This is a genomic window from Streptomyces sp. NPDC051677 (genome assembly GCF_044453465.1).
Taxonomy (GTDB): Bacteria; Actinomycetota; Actinomycetes; order Streptomycetales; family Streptomycetaceae; genus Streptomyces.
On record NZ_JBITCT010000034.1, the window covers coordinates 109301 to 129958 of the forward strand.

The following is a 20658-nucleotide window of genomic DNA, read 5'->3' on the forward strand; positions in this document are numbered from 1 at the left end:
GGCCCTGAAGGGGCCTCGTCCTCAGACGCCGGACGGGCTGGAGAACGCAGGCCTGGGCTGTGAGGCGCCGCCCGCGCACCGCCCCCGCAGGAACTCCGCCGCGGCCCCCAGCTGCCGCAGGCCCTGCGCCGACGCGTCCTCGTAGATCCGCAGGTCCACCGCCACCCCGGAGTGTGCCGCGCGGGTCGCGAACGACAGGGCGTCGTCCAGCAGGACCTCCGTGCCGGCCGCGTGCAGCTGGATGGGCGGCAGCCCGTGGAGGTTGCCGTGCAGCGGACTGAGCAGAGGGCTGGTGCGGGACTCGGCTCCCGCGTACGCGGCCGCCCGCAGCGGCAGCGACTCCGCGTCCACCGTGCGGTCGGCGGCCGCGTTGAGCAGCAGACTCGGCGCCTCCAGCGTGAAGTCCAGCAGCGGCGAGGTCAGCACCGCGCAGGTCGGCGGCGTGGCTCCCTCGTCGCGCAGGCGCAGCAGCAGCCCCGCCGCGAGCGCCCCGCCGAGCCGCTTGCCGGCCACCGCCACCGAGCCGCCGCCGGCCCGGCAGTGCTCCCAGGCGGCGTACACGTCGTCCAGCGCCTGCGGGAACCGCGGCCGGTAGCGCGCGCAGACCACGGCGTACCCGGTGGCGCGGGCCAGTTCGCGCGCGGTGGGCAGGGCGTCCTGCGGGGTGCCCGCGAGCCGCGGATCCCCGTGCAGATACAGCACCGTCTGCTCGACGGCGGCGTGGCCGGGGCGGACCTCCGGTCCGAACGGCCCTTCCTCGACGCGGACTTCACTTGCCACGGGACATCACCCTCTCGGCCGCTTCCCAGTGCTCCTCGGCCACCCACAGCCGGGCGAAGGCCGCGGCGGCCTCCTCCGGCGTTCGCGTGCGGGTGGTCAGCTTCTTGATCTCACGGGCCTGCGCGGTGGCCAGAGCGTGCGCGGACTCCCGCCAGGCGTCGACGAATCCGGCGCGCGGCAGGACGACGTCGACCAGGCCCAGCCGTTCGGCCTCGGCAGCGCCCAGCACCCGTCCGGTGCCGGCCAGCAGCATCGCCCGCCCCTGACCCACCAGCCGGGCCAGCCGCTCGGCCCCGCCCCAGGCCGGCACGATCGCCAGCCGGGACTGGTTGAAGCCGATGCGGACGTCCTCCGCGGCGATCCGGATGTCGGCGGCGACCGCGATCTCCGCGCCACCGCCCAGGGCGTGCCCGTTGAGCGCGGCGAGCACCGGACCGGGGAAGGCGGCGATCCGGTCGCACACCGCCCGCATCCGCAGCGCCATCCGCGACGCCTCCCGCTCGGTGCGCAGCCGCGCCAGCTCCTTCAGATCGCCGCCGGAGACGAACGCCTTGTCGCCCGCCCCGGTGATCGCGAGCGCGAGCGCACCGCCGGCCGCGTCCAGGGCCTTCTCCAGCTCGGCCATGGTGTCGAGGTCGATGGCGTTGCGGGCGTGCGGGCGGTCGATCGTGAGGACGGCCAGGCCGTCCTGAAGCTCCAGCTCAACCATGCGCGGCCTTCCGGTCGTTCGGCGTCGGCGGTCGTCCCGGTCGTCGTCTCAGTCCTCGTACTCCACCGTCACGTCCGGTGTGGTCGGCTCGGCCTGGCAGGTGAGCACATATCCCTCGGCGACTTCGTCGGCGTCGAGGGCGTTGTTCACCCGCATCTCTGCCTCCCCCGCCGTGAGCCTGGCCATGCAGGTGGCGCAGTCCCCGGATTCGCAGGAGAAGGGCGGCGTGAAACCGGCCCGGCGGGCACTTTGCAGGAGTGTCTCGCCAAAGCGCCGGGGCACGGAGCGCCGCGTCCCCCGGAGCCAGACGGTGACCGTGCCGTCGGCGCGCGGGGCTTCGGGAGCCGTGCCGTTCACCGGAGCGAACCGCTCGGCGAAGATCCGCTCCGCGGCCACCCCCTGCGCGCGGAGCGTGCTCTCCACCAGGTCCATGAACGGCTGCGGCCCGCACAGGTAGAACTCCGCCTGAGGGGAGGCCAGTTCGCAGATCTCCAACGCCGTGACCAGACCGTCCCGGTCGTCGAGGTGGTGGCGGACATCGAGCCGCCCCGGGTAGCGGTGCGCGAGCGCGTCGAGCTTCGCGCGGAAGATCGCGGCCGGTGCGCTCTGGTGGGCGCTCAACAGTCGCACCGGCCGTCCGGTAGTCGCCAGTGCGCTCTTGACCAGCGAGAACACGGGCGTGATGCCGCTGCCTCCGGCGAAGGCGACGAGCGGGCGCTCACCGGCGTCCTCGCGCAGGCAGAAGGTTCCGCTCGGCCGGGTGGCCTCCAGGGTGTCCCCGGGCCGCAGCTCCTCGTGCATCCAGGCCGACACCAGCCCGCCCGGCACCCGCTTGACGGTCACGCACAGCTCGCCGTCGGTGTCGGGCGAACTCGACATCGAGTAGCTGCGCAGCGCCCCGCACACCCGGAACGTCATGAACTGCCCCGCCCGGTAAGGGAATCCGGCGTCGAGGGCGAATGTGCGCACATCCGGCGTCTCGTCGACGATCCGGGTGATCCGCACCGGATGGAAGCCGTGGTCGCGTGCCATGTATGGAACTTACCTTCTCGCTGTGCGAGAGTGCAATTCTCGTACCGGTGCGAGTGAGGAGACCCTCTGCCATGGTGACGATTCCCCCCGGCGTTCTGCGGACCGTGCCCCCCGAGCTGACGAAACGCTACGAAGCCGAGGGCTGGTGGACCGACGAGACCCTCGGGGACCTGCTGGCGACCGGGCTGGCGGCGGCCGGCGGCACGGAGTTCCGCGTGCACTCCGAGGTGCGCCCCTGGTCGGGGACGTTCGCGGACGTGGAGCGGGTGGCGCGCCGGCTCGCCGCCGGGCTGCGGGCGCGCGGCGTCGGCCCCGGCGACGCGGTGGTCATGCAGCTGCCCAACTGGATGGAGGCGGCGGCCGTCTTCTGGGCCGCCGCCTTCCTCGGCGCCGTGGTCGTGCCGGTCGTCCACTTCTACGGCCCCAAGGAGGTCCGCTACATCGTCGAGGCCACCCGCCCCAAGGCCTTCTTCGCCGCCGCGCGCTTCGGACGGGTGGAGTTCCGCCCGGAGCTGTGCGCCTTCGTCCCCGTGGTGGGCGTGGTCGGCCAGAACTTCGACGACCTCCTCGCCGACGAGCCGCTCCCCGGCGTGCTCCCCGTCGACCCGTCCGCCCCTGCCCTGATCGCCTTCACCTCCGGCACCACCCGCGACCCCAAGGGCGTGATCCACAGCCACCGCACCCTCGGCTTCGAGACCCGCCAGCTGGCCGCGAGCTATCCGCCCGACCGAGGGCGGCAGTTCACGGTCGCGCCGGTCGGCCACTTCATCGGCATGGTCAACGCCTTCCTCATCCCGGTGCTCGACGGCGCCGAGGTCCACCTCGGCGACACCTGGAACCCCGCGCAGGCGCTCGCGCTGATGAGGGACGAGGGCCTGACCGTCGGCGGCGGCGCGACGTACTACATGACGAGCCTGCTCGACCATCCCGACTGCACGCCCGCGCACCTCGCCCGCCTGCGCTACGCCGGCCTCGGCGGCGCCTCCGTCGCCTCCGCCGTGACGACCCGGCTGGAGGGCCTCGGCATCGGCGTGTTCCGGGCCTACGGCTCCACCGAGCACCCCTCCGTGACCTGCACGCCCTACGACGGCCCGGCCGCGAAGCGCCTGCACACGGACGGACTCCCGCTCCCCGGCGTGGAGTTGAGGCTGGCCGAGGACGGCGAGATCCTCACCCGCGGCCCCGACCTCTGTCTCGGCTACACCGACCCGGCCCTCACCGCCGCCGCCTTCGACGAGGACGGCTGGTACCGGACGGGAGACATCGGGGCGCTCGACTCCGAGGGGTGGCTGTCGATCACCGACCGCAAGGCCGACGTCATCATCCGGGGCGGCGAGAACATCGGCGCGCTGGAGGTCGAGGAGGTCCTCCTCGGCCTGCCCGGCGTGGCCGAGGCCGCCGTGGTGGCCGCCGCCGACGCCCGGCTGGGGGAGCGGGTCGCGGCCGTGCTGCGGATGCTGCCGGGCTGGTCGACGCCGAGCCTGGCGGAGGTGCGCCTGCACTTCCAACGGGCGGGCCTGGCCCGGCAGAAGTGGCCGGAGCAGGTGCACGCCGTCGCCGACTTCCCGCGCACCCCCAGCGGCAAGGTCAAGAAGTTCGCTCTTCGTGACAGCATTGCCACTACCTCGAAGTGAGAATACCATTCTCGCGATCGGTAAAGGAGGATCTCTCATGCCCTCTCGCGACGTCGCGTATCCGCTGTTCGACGCGGACAACCACCTCTACGAGACGCAGGAAGCGCTCACCAGGCACCTCCCCAAGGAGTACGACGGGGCGATCGAGTACGTGAACGTCCGCGGCCGCACGAAGATCGCGATTCGCGGGCAGATCAGCGAGTACATCCCGAACCCCACCTTCGACGTGGTCGCCCGCCCCGGCGCCATGGAGGAGTACTTCAAGGTCGGCAACCCGACCGGCAAGACCCGCCGGGAGATCTTCGGCGAACCGATGCGCTCGGTCCCCGCCTTCCGCGAACCGGCCCCCCGCCTCGCGCTGATGGACGAGCTCGGCATCGGGCGCAGCCTGATGTTCCCGACCCTCGCGAGCCTCATCGAGGAGCGGATGAAGGACGACCCGGAGCTGATCCACGCGGTCATCCACGCCCTCAACCAGTGGCTGCACGAGACCTGGGGCTTCGCCTACAAGGACCGCATCTTCACCGTCCCCGTCATCACGCTGCCGATCGTCGAGAAGGCAGTCGACGAGCTGAACTGGGTGGTGGAGCGCGGAGCGCGGGCGATCCTGGTCCGGCCGGCGCCCGTTCCCGGGTTCGGGGGCACGCGTTCCTTCGCCCTGCCCGAGTTCGACCCGTTCTGGAAGCGGGTGGTGGAGACCGGCGTCCTGGTCGCCTTCCACTCCTCCGACAGCGGTTACGCGAACTACGCCAATGACTGGGAGGGCAACAGGCGCGAGTTCCTGCCCTTCAAGCCCAACGCGTTCCGGCAGGTCAACGAGTGGCGGCCGATCGAGGACGCGGTGACCTCGCTGATCTGCCACGGCGCGCTCTCCCGCTTCCCCGGGCTGAAGGTCGCCGTCATCGAGAACGGCGCCTCCTGGGTGCTGCCGGTGCTGGACCGACTGGCCGACGTGTACAAGAAGATGCCGCACGAGTTCCAGGAGGACCCCGTCCAGGTCTTCCGGCGGAACATCCACATCAGCCCGTTCTGGGAGGAGGACATGGCCGCCCTCGGCGACCTCATCGGCATCGAGCGCGTCCTGTTCGGCTCCGACTACCCCCACCCGGAGGGCCTCGCCGACCCGCTCACCTACGTCGACCACCTGGTGAAGCTGAGCGAGAAGGACCAGGCGATGGTCATGGGCGGCAACCTGGCCCGGCTGATCGACGCATGAACCCGACCGCGCGGTGGCACAGCATCCCGGAACTGGTGAGCAGCGCCGCGACCCGCTTCGGCGACGCCGAGGCCGTCGTCGACGGCGCGACACGGCTCACCTTCGCGCAGCTCGCCGACCAGGTCAGGCGCACCGCGGGGGCGTTCGCCGCGACGGGCGTCGGCCCCGGCGACCGGGTCGGGCTGTGGGCGCCCAACTCGGCCGAGTGGATCGTCGCCGCGTTCGGCCTGCTCACGGCCGGCGGGGTGCTCGTCCCGGTGAACACCCGGTTCCACGACGAGGAGGCCCACGACATCGTCGTACGCAGCGGGGCGAAGGCGCTTCTCGTCCAGAACGGCTTCCTGGACCGGGAGTTCACCGGGCCGCCCGGCGTCCCCGTCATCGATCTCACGACCGACGGGTTCCTGGGCTCCGGCGAGCCGCTGGAGCGCGAGGTCGGCGAGGACGACCTGGCCGACATCATCTTCACCTCCGGCACCACGGGCCGCCCCAAGGGCGTGATGACCACCCACGGCCAGACCCTGCGCCTGTACACGGAGTGGTGCGACCTCGCCCGACTCCGCACCGGGGACCGGTACTTGATCGTCAACCCGTTCTTCCACATCTTCGGCTACAAGGCGGGCCTGGTCGCGTCGATGATCCAGGGCGCGACCGTGCTGCCCCTGGCCGTCTTCGACGTCGAGCGGGTGCTGGAACTGGTGGAGAAGGAGCGGGTGACGGTCCTGCCGGGCCCGCCGACCCTCTATCACTCCCTGCTGGCGGCGGCCGGCGGCCGGGACCTGTCCTCCCTGCGGGTCGCGGTGACCGGTTCCGCGGACATTCCCGTCGAACTGGTCCGCCGGATCACCGCCGAGCTGCCGTTCCGCCACCTCATGACCGGCTACGGCCTCACCGAGGCCGGCACCGTCACCGCCTCCCGCCCCGGCGACCCGTACGAGGCCGTGGCCACCACCGTCGGCCGCCCCTGCGAGGGCTTCGAGATCCGTATCGCCGACGACACGGAGATCCTCGTCAGGGGGTACGGGGTGATGCGCGGCTACCTCGACGACCCCGCCGCCACCGCCGAGGCGATCGACGCCGACGGCTGGCTGCACACCGGCGACCTGGGGGAGCTGGACGACGAGGGCCGGCTGCGGATCGTCGGCCGCACGAAGGACATGTTCATCGTGGGCGGCTTCAACGCCTACCCGGCCGAGATCGAGGGCTTCCTGCTGAAGCACCCGGCCGTCGCCCAGGCCGCCGTCATCGGTGTGTCCGACGCGCGGCTGGGACAGGTCGGCAAGGCGTTCGTCGTACCGCGCGCCGAGGTGAGCGAGGGCGAGCTGATCGCGTGGGCCCGCGAGCGGATGGCCGGCTTCAAGGTGCCCCGGCAGGTCGAGTTCCGCACCGAACTGCCCGTGAACGCCACCGGCAAGGTGATGAAGGACCAGCTGTCATGACCGACGACTTCCGCACCGCCTCCGGCATCCCCCTCGAACCGGTCTACGGCCCCGCCGACCTCCGCGCCGAACCGCCCGGCCCGGGCGACTACCCCTACACGCGCGGCAATTACCCCACCGGCTACCGCGGCCGTACCTGGACCCTGCGCCAGTACTCCGGCTTCGGCACCCCGGAGGAGTCCAACCGCCGCTACCGCTACCTCCTCGACCAGGGCGGCACGGGCCTGTCGGTCGCGCTCGACCTGCCCACCCAGTGCGGCTACGACTCCGACGACCCGGAGTACGGCGACGAGGTCGGCCGGGTCGGCGTCGCGATCGACACCCTCGCCGACGCCGAGATCCTCTTCGACACGATCCCCCTGGACCGCATCAGCACCAGCTTCACCGTCAACGGCACCGCGGCCGTCCTGCTCGCCCTGTACGTCGCCGCCGCCGAGAAGCGGGGCATCCCGCGCACGAAGCTCACCGGCACCGTCCAGAACGACATCCTCAAGGAGTACGCCTCGCGCGGCACCTGGATCTGGCCGCCCGAGCCGTCGCTGCGGCTCATCGCCGACACCATCGAGTTCTGCGCCGCCGAGGCCCCCCGCTTCAACGCGATCTCCGTCGCCGGCGCCCATTTCCGCGACGCGGGCGCCAACGCCGTACAGGAGATGGCGTTCACGCTCGCCGACGGGGTGACGTACTGCGAGACCGTCCTCGAACGCGGCCGGATGACGATCGACGAGTTCGCCCCGCAGATCTCCTTCTTCTTCTACACCCACGGCGATTTCTTCGAGGAGGTCGCCAAGTACCGTGCCGGACGGCGGCGTTGGGCCACCATCGTGCGTGAGCGCTTCGGCGCGCAGACCGACAAGGCGTGCATGTTCCGCTTCGGCTGTGTGGCCGGCGGGGCCTCGCTCTACGCGCCCCAGGCCCGCAACAACACCGTCCGCGTCGCCTACGAGGCGCTCGCATCGGTCCTCGGCGGGGTGCAGTCGATGTTCACCGCCGCCTGGGACGAGCCGTTCGCGCTGCCCAGCGAGGAGTCCGCCACGCTTGCCCTGCGCACCCAGCAGATCCTCGCCCACGAGACGGGCGTGACGAAGGTCGCCGACCCGCTGGGCGGCTCGTACTTCGTCGAGGTGCTCACCGACGCCACCGAGGAGCGCGTCGAGCGGATCATGGCCGATCTGGAGGCGCACGGCGGCATGGTCCGCTGTATCGAGGACGGATATCTGCAGGGCCTGATCGCCGACGAGGCGTGGCGGCTGCACCAGGAGGTCGACTCGGGCGCGCGCCCGGTCGTCGGAGTCAACCGGTTCACGGTGGACGAACCCCCGCCGGACCTCGCCGCCTACGAGCTCGACGCCGAGGGCCGCGAACGGCAGTTGAAGCGCCTCGCGCAGGTGAAGGCGGAGCGCAGTGCGGCCCAAGTGCGCACCCGGCTCGCCGAGTTGAAGCGGGCGGCCGAAGGGGACGTCAACCTGATGAAACCCCTGATCGACTGCGTCAACTCCTACTGCACGGTGGGAGAGATCGCGGGTGCGTTGCGCGAGGTGTGGGGCGAGTTCCAGCAGCCGGTGGTGTTCTGATGGAGCGTCGATCAGCGGCTCCGGCAACGGCGTCCGCGCGGATACGGGTGCTGGTCGCCAAGCCAGGGCTCGACGGCCATGACCGGGGCGCCAAGCTGGTCGCGAGGGGACTGCGCGACGCCGGGTTCGAGGTCGTCTTCACCGGCATCCGCCGACGGGTCGACGACATCGCCGCCACCGCCGTACAGGAGGACGTGGCGCTGGTCGGACTGTCGATCCTGTCCGGGGCGCACCTGGCCCTGACCCGGCGCACCGTCGCCGCCCTGCGGGCGGCCGGCGGGGACGACATCCCGGTGGTGGTCGGCGGGACGATCCCGGCGGGAGACATACCGAGGCTGCGGGAGGCCGGGGCGGCCGCCGTGTACCCCACGGGCACCGCGCTCGACGCCGTCGTCGCCGGCATCCGCGCGCTGACCGAAGCCCTACCGCCTGGACTGGAGTGACATGCGAGTCGGAGTGATGAGCGGACCCGAGCGGGGCGACGCCGCGCACAAGGCGGCGCGCATGGTCGACGACGCCCGCTGGGCCGAGGAGGCCGGCTTCGACACGGTGTGGGTGCCGCAGGCGCCCACCGACTTCGACGCGCTGACGGCCGTCTCCCTGATGGGACAGGCCACGTCGCGCATCGAACTCGGCACGGCGGTCGTCCCGGTGCACGCCCAGCATCCCGTGGCGCTGGCCCGCCAGGCGCTCTCGGCCCACGCGGCGGCGGGCGGCCGGCTCGCGCTCGGCGTCGGCGCCTCCCACCACTGGATCGTGCGCGACATGCTCGGCGTCCCGTACGAGAAGCCGGCCGCGTACACCCGCGCCTACCTGGAGGTCCTCAACAAGGCAGTGAGCGGGGCGAGTTCGGTGGACGTGGAGAACGACGTCTTCAGGGTGCACAACCCGCTCACCCTCGCTCCCGTCGCCCCGCTGCCGGTGCTGATGGCGGCCCTCGGTCCGGTGATGCTGCGGATCGCGGGAGAGCGCGCCGACGGCACGATCCTCTGGATGGCGGACGAGCGGACGGTCGCCGACCACGTCGTACCGGCCATCACCAAGGCGGCGGAGGGAGCGGGCCGCCCGGCCCCGCGCATCGTCGCGGGCATCCCCGTCTGCCTCTGCGCCCCGCACGAGGTGGACGCGGCCCGCGAACGCGCCAACCGCATCCTCGGCGAGGCCGAGATCTCGCCCAACTACCAGCGTCTCCTCGCGCGAGGCGACGCACGCGGCGTCGGCGACCTGTGCGCGGCGGGCGACGAGGCGGCGATCGCGGCCCGCTTCAAGCGGTTCGCGAACGCCGGCGTGACCGACCTGTCGGTGCGCCTGCTGCCCCTCGGCAACGGCCGGGACGCACTCGTCGCCTCGAAACTGCGCACCCGGGACGCGGTCGCGGCGCTGGCGGCGGACTTCCGGTGAACGGGCCCCTCGCCGGCCTGCGGATCCTGGAGGTCGGCCACATCCTCGCCGGTCCGTACGCCACGATGCTGCTGTCCGACCTGGGCGCGGAGGTCACCAAGGTCGAACCGCCGGGCGGGGACCTCTCCCGGCAGGTGTCGGACGCGTACTTCGCCAGCCTGAACCGGGGCAAGCGCTCGGTGCGGGTCGACCTGGCGGCCCCGAAAGGGCAGGAGCGCCTGCACGCGCTGGTGCGGGACGCGCACGCCCTCCTGGTCAACCTCAAGCCCTCCGCCGTCCACCGCTTCGGCCTCACCTACGACGCCCTGCGCCCCTACAACGAACGGCTGGTCTGCGTGGCCCTGACCGGCTGGGGCATGGCGGCGGGCGACGACCCGGCCTTCGACTACGTGGTCCAGGCGGCGACCGGCATCGCCGCCCTCACCGGCGACCCGGACGGCCCGCCCCTGCTCCCCGGCTACTCCTCGGCCGACAACTCGGCCGGCCTGGCCGCCGCGCTGGGACTCCTGGCCCAGGTGGTCTCCGGCCGCGGCGGCCAGATCGAGGTCTGCCTGCGGGACGTCATGCTGTCCCAGCTCAACTACCACGCCGCGGCCTGGCTGAACGACGGCGTGGCGCCCCGCCGTCTCGGCGGCGCCCACGCCTACTACGTCCCCGCGCAGCTGTTCCCGACGGCCGCGGGCCACTTGGCGCTCTTCATCACCCACGACGCCTTCTGGCGCGCCTTCGCGCAGGAGGCGGGCATCGACGGCTACCCGACGATGGCCGAGCGCGCGGCCCGCCGGGCGGAGGTCGTGGCGGCCGTGACCAAGGCGCTGGCGGCGGACACGGCGCAGGGCTGGGAGGCACGGCTGCGCCCCCTGCGGGTGCCCGCGGCCGCGGTGCGCACCCTTCCGGAGGCCCTGGCGGCGGCTCCCGAGACGGTGGTGGAGACGGGCGGCCGCCGGCTGGTGGCCAGCCCGTTCCGCATCCCCGGCCACGAGCCCTCGTACGGCCCGCCGCCGCGGCTCGGTGAACACGGCGACCTCACCTGATGTCCTACGGCATCCCGCCGTCCACCCGCAGCGTCGCCCCGCTCGTGTACGACGACGCGTCCGACAGCAGGTACAGCGCCGCGCCCACGATCTCGTCCGGGACGCCGATGCGCTGCAGGGCGTGCGGGCGGACGCCCTCGGCGAGTCGCTCCGGGTCCTGCTGCCAGCCCCGGGTGGCCCAGGTGGCGAACGGGCCGCACATCAGGGTGTTGACCCGGACGCTCGGGCCGAGCGCCTGGGCCAGGCCGGCCGTCACCGCGTTGAGCCCCGCCTTCGCCGCCGCGTACGGGACGATCGCCGGGCGCGGCCGGATCGAGCCGGTGGAGCTGACGTTGACGATCGTGCCGCCGCCGGCCTCCGCCATACGGGCGCCTGACAGGACCGACAGGCGGAACGGGCCCTTGAGGTTCAGGTCCAGCACCGCGTCGAACATCCGCTCCGTGACGGTCGTCAGGTCGTCGTAGACCGGCGACATGCCCGCGTTGTTGACCAGCGCGTCCAGCCGCCCGAACCGGTCGTACACCGCGTCCACCAGGCCGGGCAGTTCCTCCCAGCGGCCCACGTGGACGGCGTAGGGGAGCGCGGAGCGGCCCGTCTCCTTCTCGATCTCCCGGCCGACGGCCGCGCAGGCGTCGTACGTGCGGCTCGCCACCACCACGTCCGCACCGCAGCGGGCGGCGCCGAGCGCCATCGCCCGCCCCAGTCCCCGGCTGCCCCCGGTGACGAGCACGACCCGGCCGGTGAGGTCGAACAGCTCGTCCGCGTACCCCATCACGCCTCCTGGAGCGTTCTCTCGAGTGAGAGTATCGTTCTCGCTAACACAGAATACCATTCTGTCCAATGGAGGGTGCGTCATGTGGGACTTCAGTACCGACGACGCGTTCCAGGAGAAGCTCGACTGGGCCGCGACGCTCGTCCGTGAGGAGATAGAACCGCTGGACGTGCTGTTTCCGGGCAACGCCGATCCGTACGACCGGGGGAGCGAGGTCTTCCGCGAGGTCGTCCGCCCGCTCCAGGGCCGGGTGCGTGAACAGGGGCTGTGGGCCGCCCACCTGCCCCCGTCGCTCGGCGGCATGGGGATGGGACAGGTGAGCCTCGGGCTGCTCAACGAGATACTGGGCCGGTCGAGTTGGGCGCCGATGGTGTTCGGCACCCAGGCCCCGGACTCCGGCAACGCGGAGATCCTCGCGCACTACGCCACCGAGGAGCAGCGTGAGCAGTACCTCGAACCGCTCCTCGACGGTCGGATCGTGTCCACGTTCGCCATGACCGAGCCGACCGGCGGCGCCGACCCCGGCGGTTTCACCTGCCGCGCGGTGCGCGACGGCGCCGAGTGGGTGATCGACGGCGAGAAGTGGTTCGCCTCCAACTATCCGCTGGCCGCCTTCGTCATCGCGATGGTGATCACCGACCCCGACGTGCCCGTGCACCAGGGCGCCTCCATGATCCTGGTCCCCGCCGGCGCCCCCGGCATGGAGATGGTGCGCGGCAGCGGCATGGCCGGCGAGCCGCTCGGCGACGGCGCGCACGCCTACCTGCGCTTCACCGGCTGCCGCGTCCCCGCCGAGAACCTCCTCGGCGAGCCCGGCTCCGGCTTCCTCATCGCCCAGACCCGCCTCGGCGGCGGCCGGCTGCACCACGCCATGCGCTCCGTCGGCCAGTGCCGGCGCGCCCTGGAGATGATGACCGAACGCATCGCCTCCCGCCGCACCCGCGGCGGCCCCCTCGCCGACCAGCAGGCCGTACGGCATCAACTCGCCGACACCTGGATCCAGATCGAGCAGTTCCGCCTCCAGGTCCTGCACGCCGCCTGGCACATGGACAAGGCGCGGCGCACCGGCGACCGGGCCGACGCCCGCCGCGCCCGCCTGCACGTCTGCGGAGTGAAGGTCGCCACCCCCAAGGTCCTCGTCGACGTCGCCTACCGCGCCCTGCACCTGCACGGCGCCCTGGGCGTCTCCAACGAGCTGCCGCTGACCAGGATGTGGCACTCGGGCCCCACCCTGGGCGTGGCCGACGGCCCCACCGAGGCCCACCAGGACGTCGTGGCCCGGCTGTTGCTGAAGGACGCCGAACCGGCCGACGATCGACTCTTCGGCTCCGCGCACCTGCCCACCCGACTGGCCGCGGCCCGCGCCCAGTACGCGGACCGCCTCAAGGAGACGGCGGTGACCTGGTGACCGACGACGACCTCAAGGCCGACCTGGACCGGCTCAACGACTGGCCCGGACTCCACGACCTCCCCGGCGACGGCCCGGTGACCGCCCTCGAACCCCTCACCGGCGGCGCCCAGAACCTCCTGTTCACCCTTCGCCGGGCCGACGGCGCCGAGTTCGTGCTGCGCCGCCCCGGCCGCCATCTGCGGTCCGCCGCCTCCGACGCCTTCCGGCGCGAGAGCCGTGTGCTCGCCGCCCTCGCCGACACCGACGTGCCGCACCCACGCCTGCGCGCGAGCGTGCTCGACGAAGGCGTGCTCGGGGCGCCCTTCTCCGTCCTGGAGAAGATCGACGGCTTCACCCCGCGAGGCAGGCTCCCCGGCGCGTACGCCGAGGACGCGTCCTGGCGACGCGCGGTCGCCTTCGCCCTGGTCGACGGCGCCGCGAAACTGGCCGCGGTCGACCCGTCCCGGCACGGCCTCGCCGACCTGGGCCGGCCGCAGGACTGGCTGGCGCGCCAGACGCCCAAGTACCTGAAGCTGCTGCACGGTTACCGCGACGACCCCGCCTACCGGGAGGGCGAGTCCCCGGAGGTGGACCGCGTCGCCGACTGGCTGACCGCGCACACCCCGAACGGGGATGCGACCGGCATCGTCCACGGCGACCTGCAGTTCGCCAACGTCATGTTCGCCCACCGCACCCCGGAGCTCGCCGCCATCGTCGACTGGGAGATGGCCTCCCTCGGCGACCCGCTCCTCGACCTGGCGTGGATCCTCACCGCCTGGCGGGAGAAGGGCGACCCGCCCGGCAGCGACCCCCGGTTCCAGCCGTGGGACGGCATGCCCGGCCGCGCCGAACTCGTCGCGTACTACGGCGAGTCGACCGGCCGGGACGTCTCCGGCTTCCGCTGGTACCAGGTCCTGGCCTGCTTCCGCCTCGCCGCCCTCCTGGAGGGCAGCTACGCCCGGGCCCTCACCGGAAAGATGAACCGCGGGCTCGGCGAGGGACTGCACGCGTACGCGGGCTGGCTGTGGGCCAAGGCCCGACAGGAGATGGACCGGGACTGAGGCCGACCGTCGCGGGGGCTACTTCGGCGGGAACCTCAACGCGCCGTCCAGACGGATCACTTCACCGTTGAGGTAGTCGTTCTCGCACAGATGCTGGACGAGCGCCGCGTACTCCGCCGGCCGCCCCATCCGGCGCGGATGCGGGATCTGCGGCCCCCAGTACGCCTCCAGTCGCTCGCCCGCCGTGCCGTACGCGGGCGTGAGGACCGTGCCGGGCGCCACCGAGACGACGCGGATGCCGAGCGGCGACAGATCACGGGCGGCGACCAGCGTCATCGCCGTCACCCCGCCCTTGGCCGCCGCGTAGGGGAGTTGGCCGATCTGGCCCTCGTACCCGGCGATGGAGGAGGTCGTGACGACGACGCCCCGCCCGCCGTCCTCGCCGAACGGCGCGGTGCGGGCGAGGGCTGCGGCGGCCAGCCGCAGCACGTTGAACACGCCGGTGAGATACACGTCGACCGTGGTGCGGAAACCCGCGAGGGCCAGCGGCGAGCCGTCCTTGCCGACGAGCCGGCCGCCGCTCGCCGGGCCCCCGTGGCAGTCGACGGCGATCCGGAACTCCCCCGCCCCCTCGGCCGCTTCGACCGCCGCCGCGACCGAGTCCTCGTCGGTGGCGTCGGTGCGCACGTACCGCACCCCGAGCTCCGCCTCCAGCGCCTTGCCCTTGTCGTCCGCCAGGTCGGCGACCACGACCCGGGCCCCGGCGGCGTGCAGCCGCCGCACCGTCGCCTCGCCGAGCCCGCCCGCGCCGCCGACCACCAGGGCCGAGGAACCTTCGATGAGCACCGTCATTCCCCTCTCTTGCGATCCAGCCTCTGAGTGTATGAGAATGGCATTCTCATGAATATAGCCGTGATCCTGGAAATGGCCGCCTCGGCGGGAGACCGGCCGGCCGTCACCGAGGGCGGCCGCTCGCTCTCCGCCGCCGAACTCCAGCGCCTCGCACACCACGCGGCCGATCGCTTCCGTGACCGTCCGGCGGTCCTGTACCTGGGGACGAACCACCTCGCCTACCCCGTGGCCCTGTTCGGCGCGGCCCTGGCCGAAGTCCCCTTCGTCCCCCTCAACTACCGGCTGGGCCAAGCCCAGTCGCGCGAGCTGCGTGACCGGCACCCGGGCGCCGAGGTGCTCTGTCCCGACGACCTGGACGCCCTCCTCGACCCCCCGGGCGAGCCCGACCGGCGGCCCGCCCCCGACGACCGGGACGCCACCGCCGTCACCCTCTACACCAGCGGCACCGCCGCCGCCCCCAAGGCCGCCCTGCTCCGCCACCGCCACCTGCTCGCCTACGTCTTCAACACCCAGGACTTCGGCTCCGCCGACCCCGGCGACGCCACCCTCGTGGCCCTCCCGCCGTACCACGTCGCCGGTGTGATGAACCTGCTGACGAACCTGTACGCCGGCCGCCGCATCGTCTACCAGCCGTCCTTCGAACCGGCGGACTGGCTGCGCACCGTGCGCCGGGAGCGCGTCACCCACGCCATGCTCGTCCCGACGATGCTCGCCCGCGTCACCGCCGAGATCGGCGACGGCACGGCGGACGCACCGAGCCTGCGCAGCCTCGCCTACGGCGGCGCCCGCGCCCCCCGCCCGGTCGTGGAGCGGGCGCTGCGCCAGTTCCCGGACACCGGCTTCGTCAACGCCTACGGCCTGACCGAGACGGCCTCCTCCGTCTGCGTCCTGGGCCCCGACGACCACTGGCGGGCGGCGGCCTCCGGCGATCCGGCGGTCCGCGGGCGGCTCGCCTCGGTCGGCCGCCCGCTGCCCGGCATCGAGATCGCGGTCCGTGACGAGGACGGCCGGGCGTTGCCCACCGGTGCGACGGGGCTCGTCTTCGTGCGCGGCGAACAGATCTCCGGCGAGTACGCGGGGACGGGCACGGCGGCCCCCGACGGCTGGTTCGCCACCCGCGACCGGGGACGCCTGGACGCCGACGGATACCTCTTCATCGAGGGCCGCGCGGACGACACGATCATCCGGGGCGGCGAGAACATCGCACCGGCGGAGATCGAGGACGTCCTCCTCGAACACCCCGGGGTGCGGGAGGCCGCCGTCCTCGGACTGCCCGACCCCGAGTGGGGGCAGCGGCTGGTCGCCGTGCTCGTCGGGACGGGCGACCCGGAGGAGATCCGGTCCTTCGCCAAGGAGCGGCTGCGCTCCGCCAAGACCCCCGACACCGTCGTCTTCCGTCCCGAACTGCCCCGCACCCCCACCGGCAAGCTGCTGCGACGCACCCTCGTCGCCGAACTGGAGGAGGCCGCCGATGCCTGAAGCCGTCCTGGTCGCCGCCCTGCGCACGCCCGTCGGCACCGCGTTCAAGGGCAGCCTGAGGAACACCACCGCCTACGAACTGGCCGACCGGGCGGTGACGGCGGTCGCGGAGGGCCTCGACCCCGGGCTGGTCGACGACATCGTCCTCGCGGAGTCCCACTACGGCGGGGGAGACGTCGCACGGCACGCGGCCCTCACCGCCGGGCTGCCCCAGGTGCCCGGCGTGGCGCTGAACCGGCACTGCGCGGGAGGGCTGGCCGCGGTGCAGACCGCCGCCGCGTCGATCCGGGCCGGGATGGACCGGCTCGTCCTCGCGGGCGGGGTCCAGTCGCTGTCCACCATGCCGCGCCTGGCCTACCGGGGCTCGGGGGAGGAGTGGGCGGACCGCTGGGTGCCGCCCTCCCACCCCGACCGACCCGACGCCCCCAACCTCGACATGTCGATCACCGTCGGCTGGAACACCGCGGTCCGCGCCGGCATCAGCCGCGCCGAGATGGACGACTGGGCGCTGCGCTCCCACCGCAACGCCGTGCGCGCCCTGGACGAGGGCCGCTTCAAGGCGGAGACGGTCCCCGTCGACACGCCGCAAGGCCCCTTCGAGGCGGACGAGCATCCGCGCCGCGACACGAGCGCGGCGAAGCTCGCCGGGCTGAAGCCGCTGCACCCGGAGATCGAGGGGTTCTCGATCACGGCGGGGAACGCGTCCGGGGCGAACGACGCGGCGGCGGTGCTGGCGGTGGCCGACGCGCGGCTCCGGCTGCCGGCCCTGGCCACCGTCCGCGCCTGGGCCTCGGTCGCCGCGGACCCGGCGGAGACCGGACTGACCCCCGTCCAGGCCATCCCCAAGGCACTCGACCGGGCCGGGATGGTGCTCTCCGACGTAGACCTCTTCGAGATCAACGAGGCGTTCGCGTCCGTCCCCGTAGCCGCGGTCCACCGCCTCGGCCTCGACGCCGACACGGTCAACGTCAACGGCAGCGGTTGCTCCCTAGGCCACCCCGTCGCCGCCACCGGCGCCCGCATCCTGGTCACCCTCGTCCACGAACTCCGCCGCCGCGGCGGCGGAGTCGGCGTGGCGGCGATGTGCGCGGGCGGGGGGATGGGCTCGGCGCTGGTGGTGGAGGTCCCCGCCCGCTGAGGACGCGGGCGGGCTCACCGGAACCGCAACAACGCCTCCTGCGCGAAGGAGGCGACCAGGGCGCCCTGTTCGGTCAGTGCGTCGCCGCGTCCGAAGGAGCGGCCGTGCGCGGAGATCGGGCTGTGCTGCCGGAGCAGCAGCCACCCGCCGTCGGGGGACGGCCGGTGGAACCACACCGTGTGCGTGGTCACCGCCGAGGCGAACGCACGCCCCGAGCCGGCCTGCGTCACCCCCTCCACCGGTCGTAGCGCGGTGCCGATCGGTGTGAGGTCGGTGGCGTAGGCGAGGAGCGCCGGCGAGAGCGCTCGGTGCACCTGCGGGACGCGTGTCCACAGCTCGTACACCGGCGGCTCGGGCTTCTCCGTGTCCAGGTCGGTCGCGGCGCGTGACTCCCAGGGGAGCAGGGGGAGTTCGACGGTCCGCTCCGGGCCGGGGAGGGCGGGGACGGGGTCGACGGTCTCCCGGTCCGGTCCCTGCTCCCACCCGTGCAGGCTCGCGTCCGCCACGGCGACGATCCCGTGCTCCTGGCGAGCGGTGAGCCGTACGGAGGCGAACGTGCGCCCCTCCTGCGGGACTTCGGTCTCGTAGCGCACCGGCTCCCCGGTCCGGCCCTCCCGCAGGAACTGCGTGTGCAGGGACTTCAGCTCCTTGCCGGGCGCGGCCAGTGAGGCGGCCCGGGCGAACTGGCCGAGCAGCTGACCGCCGAACAGCCGCCGGTACGCGAGCTGTTGGGAGCGGCCCTGATAGGCGCCCGAGCCCAGCGGAGTGAGGTCGAGGCAGCCGAGGAGGTCGGGCCACAGGTCGGTGGTCTCGGTGGTCATAAAGGGCTCCTCACAGGTCGACGAGGCGGGGCGCCCGCCGCTCGCGCAGCAGGGACGAACCTGCCTCCCGGGTCAGTTCGCGGGCGGAGCCGAGCAGCCCGTCGAGGACGAGCGCCCGCCGGACATGCCGGTGCAGATCGTGCTCGGCCGTGAACCCGAGGCCGCCCAGGGCCTGCCCGCAGTGCCGGGCGGCGGTGAGCGCGGCCCGCCCGGCGGCGGCCTTGGCCAGCAGCGAGCCGGTGTCGTCCGTGGCGGCGGTCAGGACGGCCTCGGCGCCCTCCAGAGCCACATACGTCTCGGCGAGCCGGTGCCGCAGCGCCTGAAAGGAGGCGAGCGGGCGGCCGAACTGCTCACGGTCCAGCACGTGTCGGCGGGCGAGGGCGAGCATGGCGTGCCCCGTCCCCAGCAGCCACCAGCCCAGCGCCCGCCGCCCCGGGGCCAACGGCAACGCGGGGTCGCCGGCTTCGGTCCGCCGCAGCGGCAGTGCGGGGTCGAGCGGGCCGGCGTAGGCCGAGGCCGCCGGCCCGCCCCGGTCCCAGACCAGCCAGGCGCCGCCCGCGTACGGCAGCGGTGGTGTGCCGCCGAGCGGGCGGCCCGCCGCGTGCAGCACGACGTCGTTGAGGACCGGTGCGTGCGTGCCCGTCTCGCCGAGGAGCCGGAACAGCAGCGGCACCACGGCGTCCGGTTCCTCGACGAGCATGTCCGGCCAGCCCAGCTCGGCGAGATCGGCGCCCGAGGTGAGCGCCTTGCGCAGGGCGTCCGTCAGGAGGTCACGTTCGGCCGTGTCCATGCGGGATCACTCCCTTCCGAGGTCCAGCAGACGGCGGGCGACGATGTTGCGCTGGATCTCGGCGGTGCCGCCGTAGATGGTCGCGGCCCGCGAGTAGAGGTACTCGGTGCGCCACGGGCCCTCGGCCAGCTCCACCGCGCCTGGCAGCAGGTCGCGGGCCGTGTCGAAGAGCCGCTGCTCCGCGCCGGCCAGCAGGATCTTGTCGACGGAGGTCTCCGGGCCGAGCCGTCCGCCCGCGGCGAGGCGCGCCTGGGTGGCGGCGGAGCGGCAGCGCACCGTGTGCAGGTCGAGCCAGGCGGCGCCCAGCGCGTCCGCGTCGGACTCGCAGCCGTCGGCGAGGAGCCGATCGAGGCGGCTGTAGAGGTGGGCGGTGCGGTGCCAGAAGCAGGTGGAGCGCTCGTACGGCAGCAGGTCCATCGCAAGCCGCCAGCCGTCGCCCGGCTGACCGAGCAGGCGGGACGCCGGGACGCGCACGTCGTCGAAGAAGACCTCGGCGAACTCGTCGACGCCGTGCATCGTGCGCAGCGGGCGGACCGTGATGCCGGGGGAGTCCATGTCGACGAAGAACGCGCTGATGCCGGCGTGCCCGGGACCGCCGGTGCGGGCCAGCAGGACGCAGCGGGCCGCGTACTGGGCGAGGCTCGTCCACACCTTCTGCCCGGACACCACCCAGCCGTCGCCGGCGCCGTCCTCGTCGCGTACGGCCCGGGTCGACAGGGAGGCCAGGTCGCTGCCCGAGCCCGGCTCCGAGAAGCCCTGGCACCACTGCTCCACGCCGCCCAGCAGCCGTGCCGCCATCTCGGCGGCCAGCGCGGGCGGCGCGTAGTCGATCAGGGTGGGGACCAGCACCTCGGCCATCGACCAGATCCCGGCCTCGGTCAGGTCACGGGAGGCGACCTCCTCGCCGAGCACGGCGCGCAGCAGGCCGCTGCCGCCCACCCCGCCGACCTCGCGCGGCCAGCCGTACCGCATCCAGCCCGCCGCCCACAACGCCCGCCGGACCCGGGCGAGTTGGGCGACCTGGGCGTCCAGGTCGCAGCGGTCGCCGGCCGGGGAGAGGTCGTGGTCGTCCAGCCAGTCGCACAGCTCGCTGCGGAACGCGGCGACGCTGGTGAACGGGGAGAGCCTCATGAACGGGTGAAGGCGTGCGGGCGCCCGGAGTCGTGGTCGCCGCTGCGGCGGATGAACGTCATCGCGCGGGTGCGCAGCCGCCAGCCGTCGGCCGTGCGGGCGTAGGCGTCGTTGTAGTAGCCGATGCGCATCTCGTGCCGGGCGTGCTCCACGAAGCACAGCGGCTGCGTGCCGGTGGCCGTGTCGCCGTCGTCCGCCAGTTCGATGACGGGGGCGCCGACGAGGAACAGTCCCTTGGGGGCGGCGGCGATCAGCGCCGGGAACTCGTCGAGCGGGTAGGTGTCGCCGAAGGCGCTGTAACTGCCGTCCGGGGTGAAGACGGCGAGCACCCGGTCCACGTCGCCACGGGTCATCGAGACCGCGTAGCGGGCTAGGCCGTGTCTTCAATTGATCTTGAGTAGTGGATCATGGTCGTGTGATACGTCGCCATGAACTGTCTGATCAGGAGTGGGAGTTCCTCCGTCC

19 protein-coding genes and 1 pseudogene are annotated in these 20658 nt (G+C 73.1%); 11 read left to right on the plus strand and 9 right to left on the minus strand.

The features are described from left to right. Positions 1 to 21: 21 nt before the first annotated feature. Genes ACIBAF_RS32885 through ACIBAF_RS32895 form a run of 3 tightly spaced genes read right to left on the minus strand, consistent with a single transcriptional unit; the run spans position 22 to position 2521 of the window. Positions 22 to 780: an alpha/beta hydrolase fold domain-containing protein gene (locus ACIBAF_RS32885; RefSeq protein ID WP_399467844.1), complete on the minus strand. Its 759-nt coding sequence runs from the start codon at positions 778 to 780 to the stop codon at positions 22 to 24. After that, on the minus strand, positions 770 to 1489 hold the full coding sequence (locus ACIBAF_RS32890) for an enoyl-CoA hydratase/isomerase family protein (protein WP_399467845.1): 720 nt from the start codon (positions 1487 to 1489) through the stop codon (positions 770 to 772). Before ACIBAF_RS32890 ends, ACIBAF_RS32885 begins: the two co-directional genes overlap by 11 nt. 48 nt (positions 1490 to 1537) lie before the next feature. Next, positions 1538 to 2521: a 2Fe-2S iron-sulfur cluster-binding protein gene (locus ACIBAF_RS32895; RefSeq protein WP_399467846.1), complete on the minus strand. Its 984-nt coding sequence runs from the start codon at positions 2519 to 2521 to the stop codon at positions 1538 to 1540. Between the two features lie 71 nt (positions 2522 to 2592). Here ACIBAF_RS32895 and ACIBAF_RS32900 point away from each other — a divergent pair, with 71 nt between their 5' ends. From ACIBAF_RS32900 to ACIBAF_RS32930, 7 genes are read left to right on the plus strand one after another with little or no spacing between them, the layout of a single operon-like run. Next, on the plus strand, positions 2593 to 4155 hold the full coding sequence (locus tag ACIBAF_RS32900; protein WP_399467847.1) for an AMP-binding protein: 1563 nt from the start codon (positions 2593 to 2595) through the stop codon (positions 4153 to 4155). A 37-nt stretch (positions 4156 to 4192) separates the two neighbouring features. Then, positions 4193 to 5371: an amidohydrolase family protein gene (locus ACIBAF_RS32905; RefSeq protein ID WP_399467848.1), complete on the plus strand. Its 1179-nt coding sequence runs from the start codon at positions 4193 to 4195 to the stop codon at positions 5369 to 5371. Further along, complete coding sequence (locus tag ACIBAF_RS32910; RefSeq protein ID WP_399467849.1) at positions 5368 to 6810, plus strand: FadD3 family acyl-CoA ligase; 1443 nt, start codon at positions 5368 to 5370, stop codon at positions 6808 to 6810. Before ACIBAF_RS32905 ends, ACIBAF_RS32910 begins: the two co-directional genes overlap by 4 nt. Next, entirely contained in the window at positions 6807 to 8384 is a 1578-nt protein-coding gene (locus ACIBAF_RS32915) for a methylmalonyl-CoA mutase family protein (protein ID WP_399467850.1), read from the plus strand. Before ACIBAF_RS32910 ends, ACIBAF_RS32915 begins: the two co-directional genes overlap by 4 nt. After that, positions 8384 to 8827, plus strand: coding sequence for a cobalamin B12-binding domain-containing protein (locus tag ACIBAF_RS32920; protein WP_399467851.1), 444 nt, complete (start codon positions 8384 to 8386; stop codon positions 8825 to 8827). Before ACIBAF_RS32915 ends, ACIBAF_RS32920 begins: the two co-directional genes overlap by 1 nt. A 16-nt stretch (positions 8828 to 8843) precedes the next feature. Beyond that, positions 8844 to 9785 carry a TIGR03564 family F420-dependent LLM class oxidoreductase gene (locus tag ACIBAF_RS32925; protein ID WP_399467852.1) on the plus strand — a complete coding sequence of 314 codons (942 nt, stop codon included), beginning with the start codon at positions 8844 to 8846 and terminating at the stop codon, positions 9783 to 9785. Next, entirely contained in the window at positions 9782 to 10819 is a 1038-nt protein-coding gene (locus ACIBAF_RS32930) for a CaiB/BaiF CoA transferase family protein (protein WP_399467853.1), read from the plus strand. The genes ACIBAF_RS32925 and ACIBAF_RS32930 overlap by 4 nt, the downstream gene beginning before the upstream one ends. Positions 10820 to 10823: 4 nt before the next feature. On the opposite strand, the gene ACIBAF_RS32935 is transcribed toward ACIBAF_RS32930, so the two are convergent. Further along, positions 10824 to 11591, minus strand: a complete 768-nt coding sequence (locus tag ACIBAF_RS32935; RefSeq protein ID WP_399467854.1) for an SDR family NAD(P)-dependent oxidoreductase — start codon at positions 11589 to 11591, stop codon at positions 10824 to 10826. Positions 11592 to 11673: 82 nt separating this feature from the next. Here ACIBAF_RS32935 and ACIBAF_RS32940 point away from each other — a divergent pair, with 82 nt between their 5' ends. Continuing rightward, the gene (locus ACIBAF_RS32940) at positions 11674 to 12999 is read left to right on the plus strand and encodes an acyl-CoA dehydrogenase family protein (protein WP_399467855.1); all 1326 of its coding nucleotides are present in this window, start codon (positions 11674 to 11676) and stop codon (positions 12997 to 12999) included. Next, complete coding sequence (locus tag ACIBAF_RS32945) at positions 12996 to 14042, plus strand: phosphotransferase family protein (protein ID WP_399467856.1); 1047 nt, start codon at positions 12996 to 12998, stop codon at positions 14040 to 14042. Before ACIBAF_RS32940 ends, ACIBAF_RS32945 begins: the two co-directional genes overlap by 4 nt. Before the next feature lie 18 nt (positions 14043 to 14060). On the opposite strand, the gene ACIBAF_RS32950 is transcribed toward ACIBAF_RS32945, so the two are convergent. Next, positions 14061 to 14828, minus strand: a complete 768-nt coding sequence (locus tag ACIBAF_RS32950; protein WP_399467864.1) for an SDR family oxidoreductase — start codon at positions 14826 to 14828, stop codon at positions 14061 to 14063. 54 nt (positions 14829 to 14882) lie between these two features. Here ACIBAF_RS32950 and ACIBAF_RS32955 point away from each other — a divergent pair, with 54 nt between their 5' ends. Both ACIBAF_RS32955 and ACIBAF_RS32960 read left to right on the plus strand, forming a co-directional pair. Then, positions 14883 to 16313 (plus strand): class I adenylate-forming enzyme family protein, encoded by a 1431-nt coding sequence (locus ACIBAF_RS32955; RefSeq protein WP_399467857.1) that lies wholly within the window; start codon positions 14883 to 14885, stop codon positions 16311 to 16313. Next, positions 16306 to 17451, plus strand: a complete 1146-nt coding sequence (locus ACIBAF_RS32960; RefSeq protein WP_399467858.1) for a thiolase family protein — start codon at positions 16306 to 16308, stop codon at positions 17449 to 17451. The genes ACIBAF_RS32955 and ACIBAF_RS32960 overlap by 8 nt, the downstream gene beginning before the upstream one ends. Positions 17452 to 17465: 14 nt before the next feature. Here ACIBAF_RS32960 and ACIBAF_RS32965 read toward each other — a convergent pair whose 3' ends face one another. The 4 genes and pseudogenes from ACIBAF_RS32965 to ACIBAF_RS32980 form a co-directional block, all read right to left on the minus strand. Beyond that, positions 17466 to 18272 carry an acyl-CoA thioesterase gene (locus tag ACIBAF_RS32965; protein ID WP_399467859.1) on the minus strand — a complete coding sequence of 269 codons (807 nt, stop codon included), beginning with the start codon at positions 18270 to 18272 and terminating at the stop codon, positions 17466 to 17468. A 10-nt stretch (positions 18273 to 18282) separates the two neighbouring features. After that, positions 18283 to 19062, minus strand: coding sequence for an acyl-CoA dehydrogenase family protein (locus ACIBAF_RS32970; protein ID WP_399467860.1), 780 nt, complete (start codon positions 19060 to 19062; stop codon positions 18283 to 18285). 6 nt (positions 19063 to 19068) lie between these two features. Next, complete coding sequence (locus ACIBAF_RS32975; protein ID WP_399467861.1) at positions 19069 to 20193, minus strand: acyl-CoA dehydrogenase family protein; 1125 nt, start codon at positions 20191 to 20193, stop codon at positions 19069 to 19071. Next, positions 20190 to 20561: pseudogene (locus tag ACIBAF_RS32980) on the minus strand (nuclear transport factor 2 family protein); the annotation flags it as partial. The gene ACIBAF_RS32975 and the pseudogene ACIBAF_RS32980, both read right to left, overlap by 4 nt. Between the last annotated feature and the right edge of the window lie 97 nt (positions 20562 to 20658).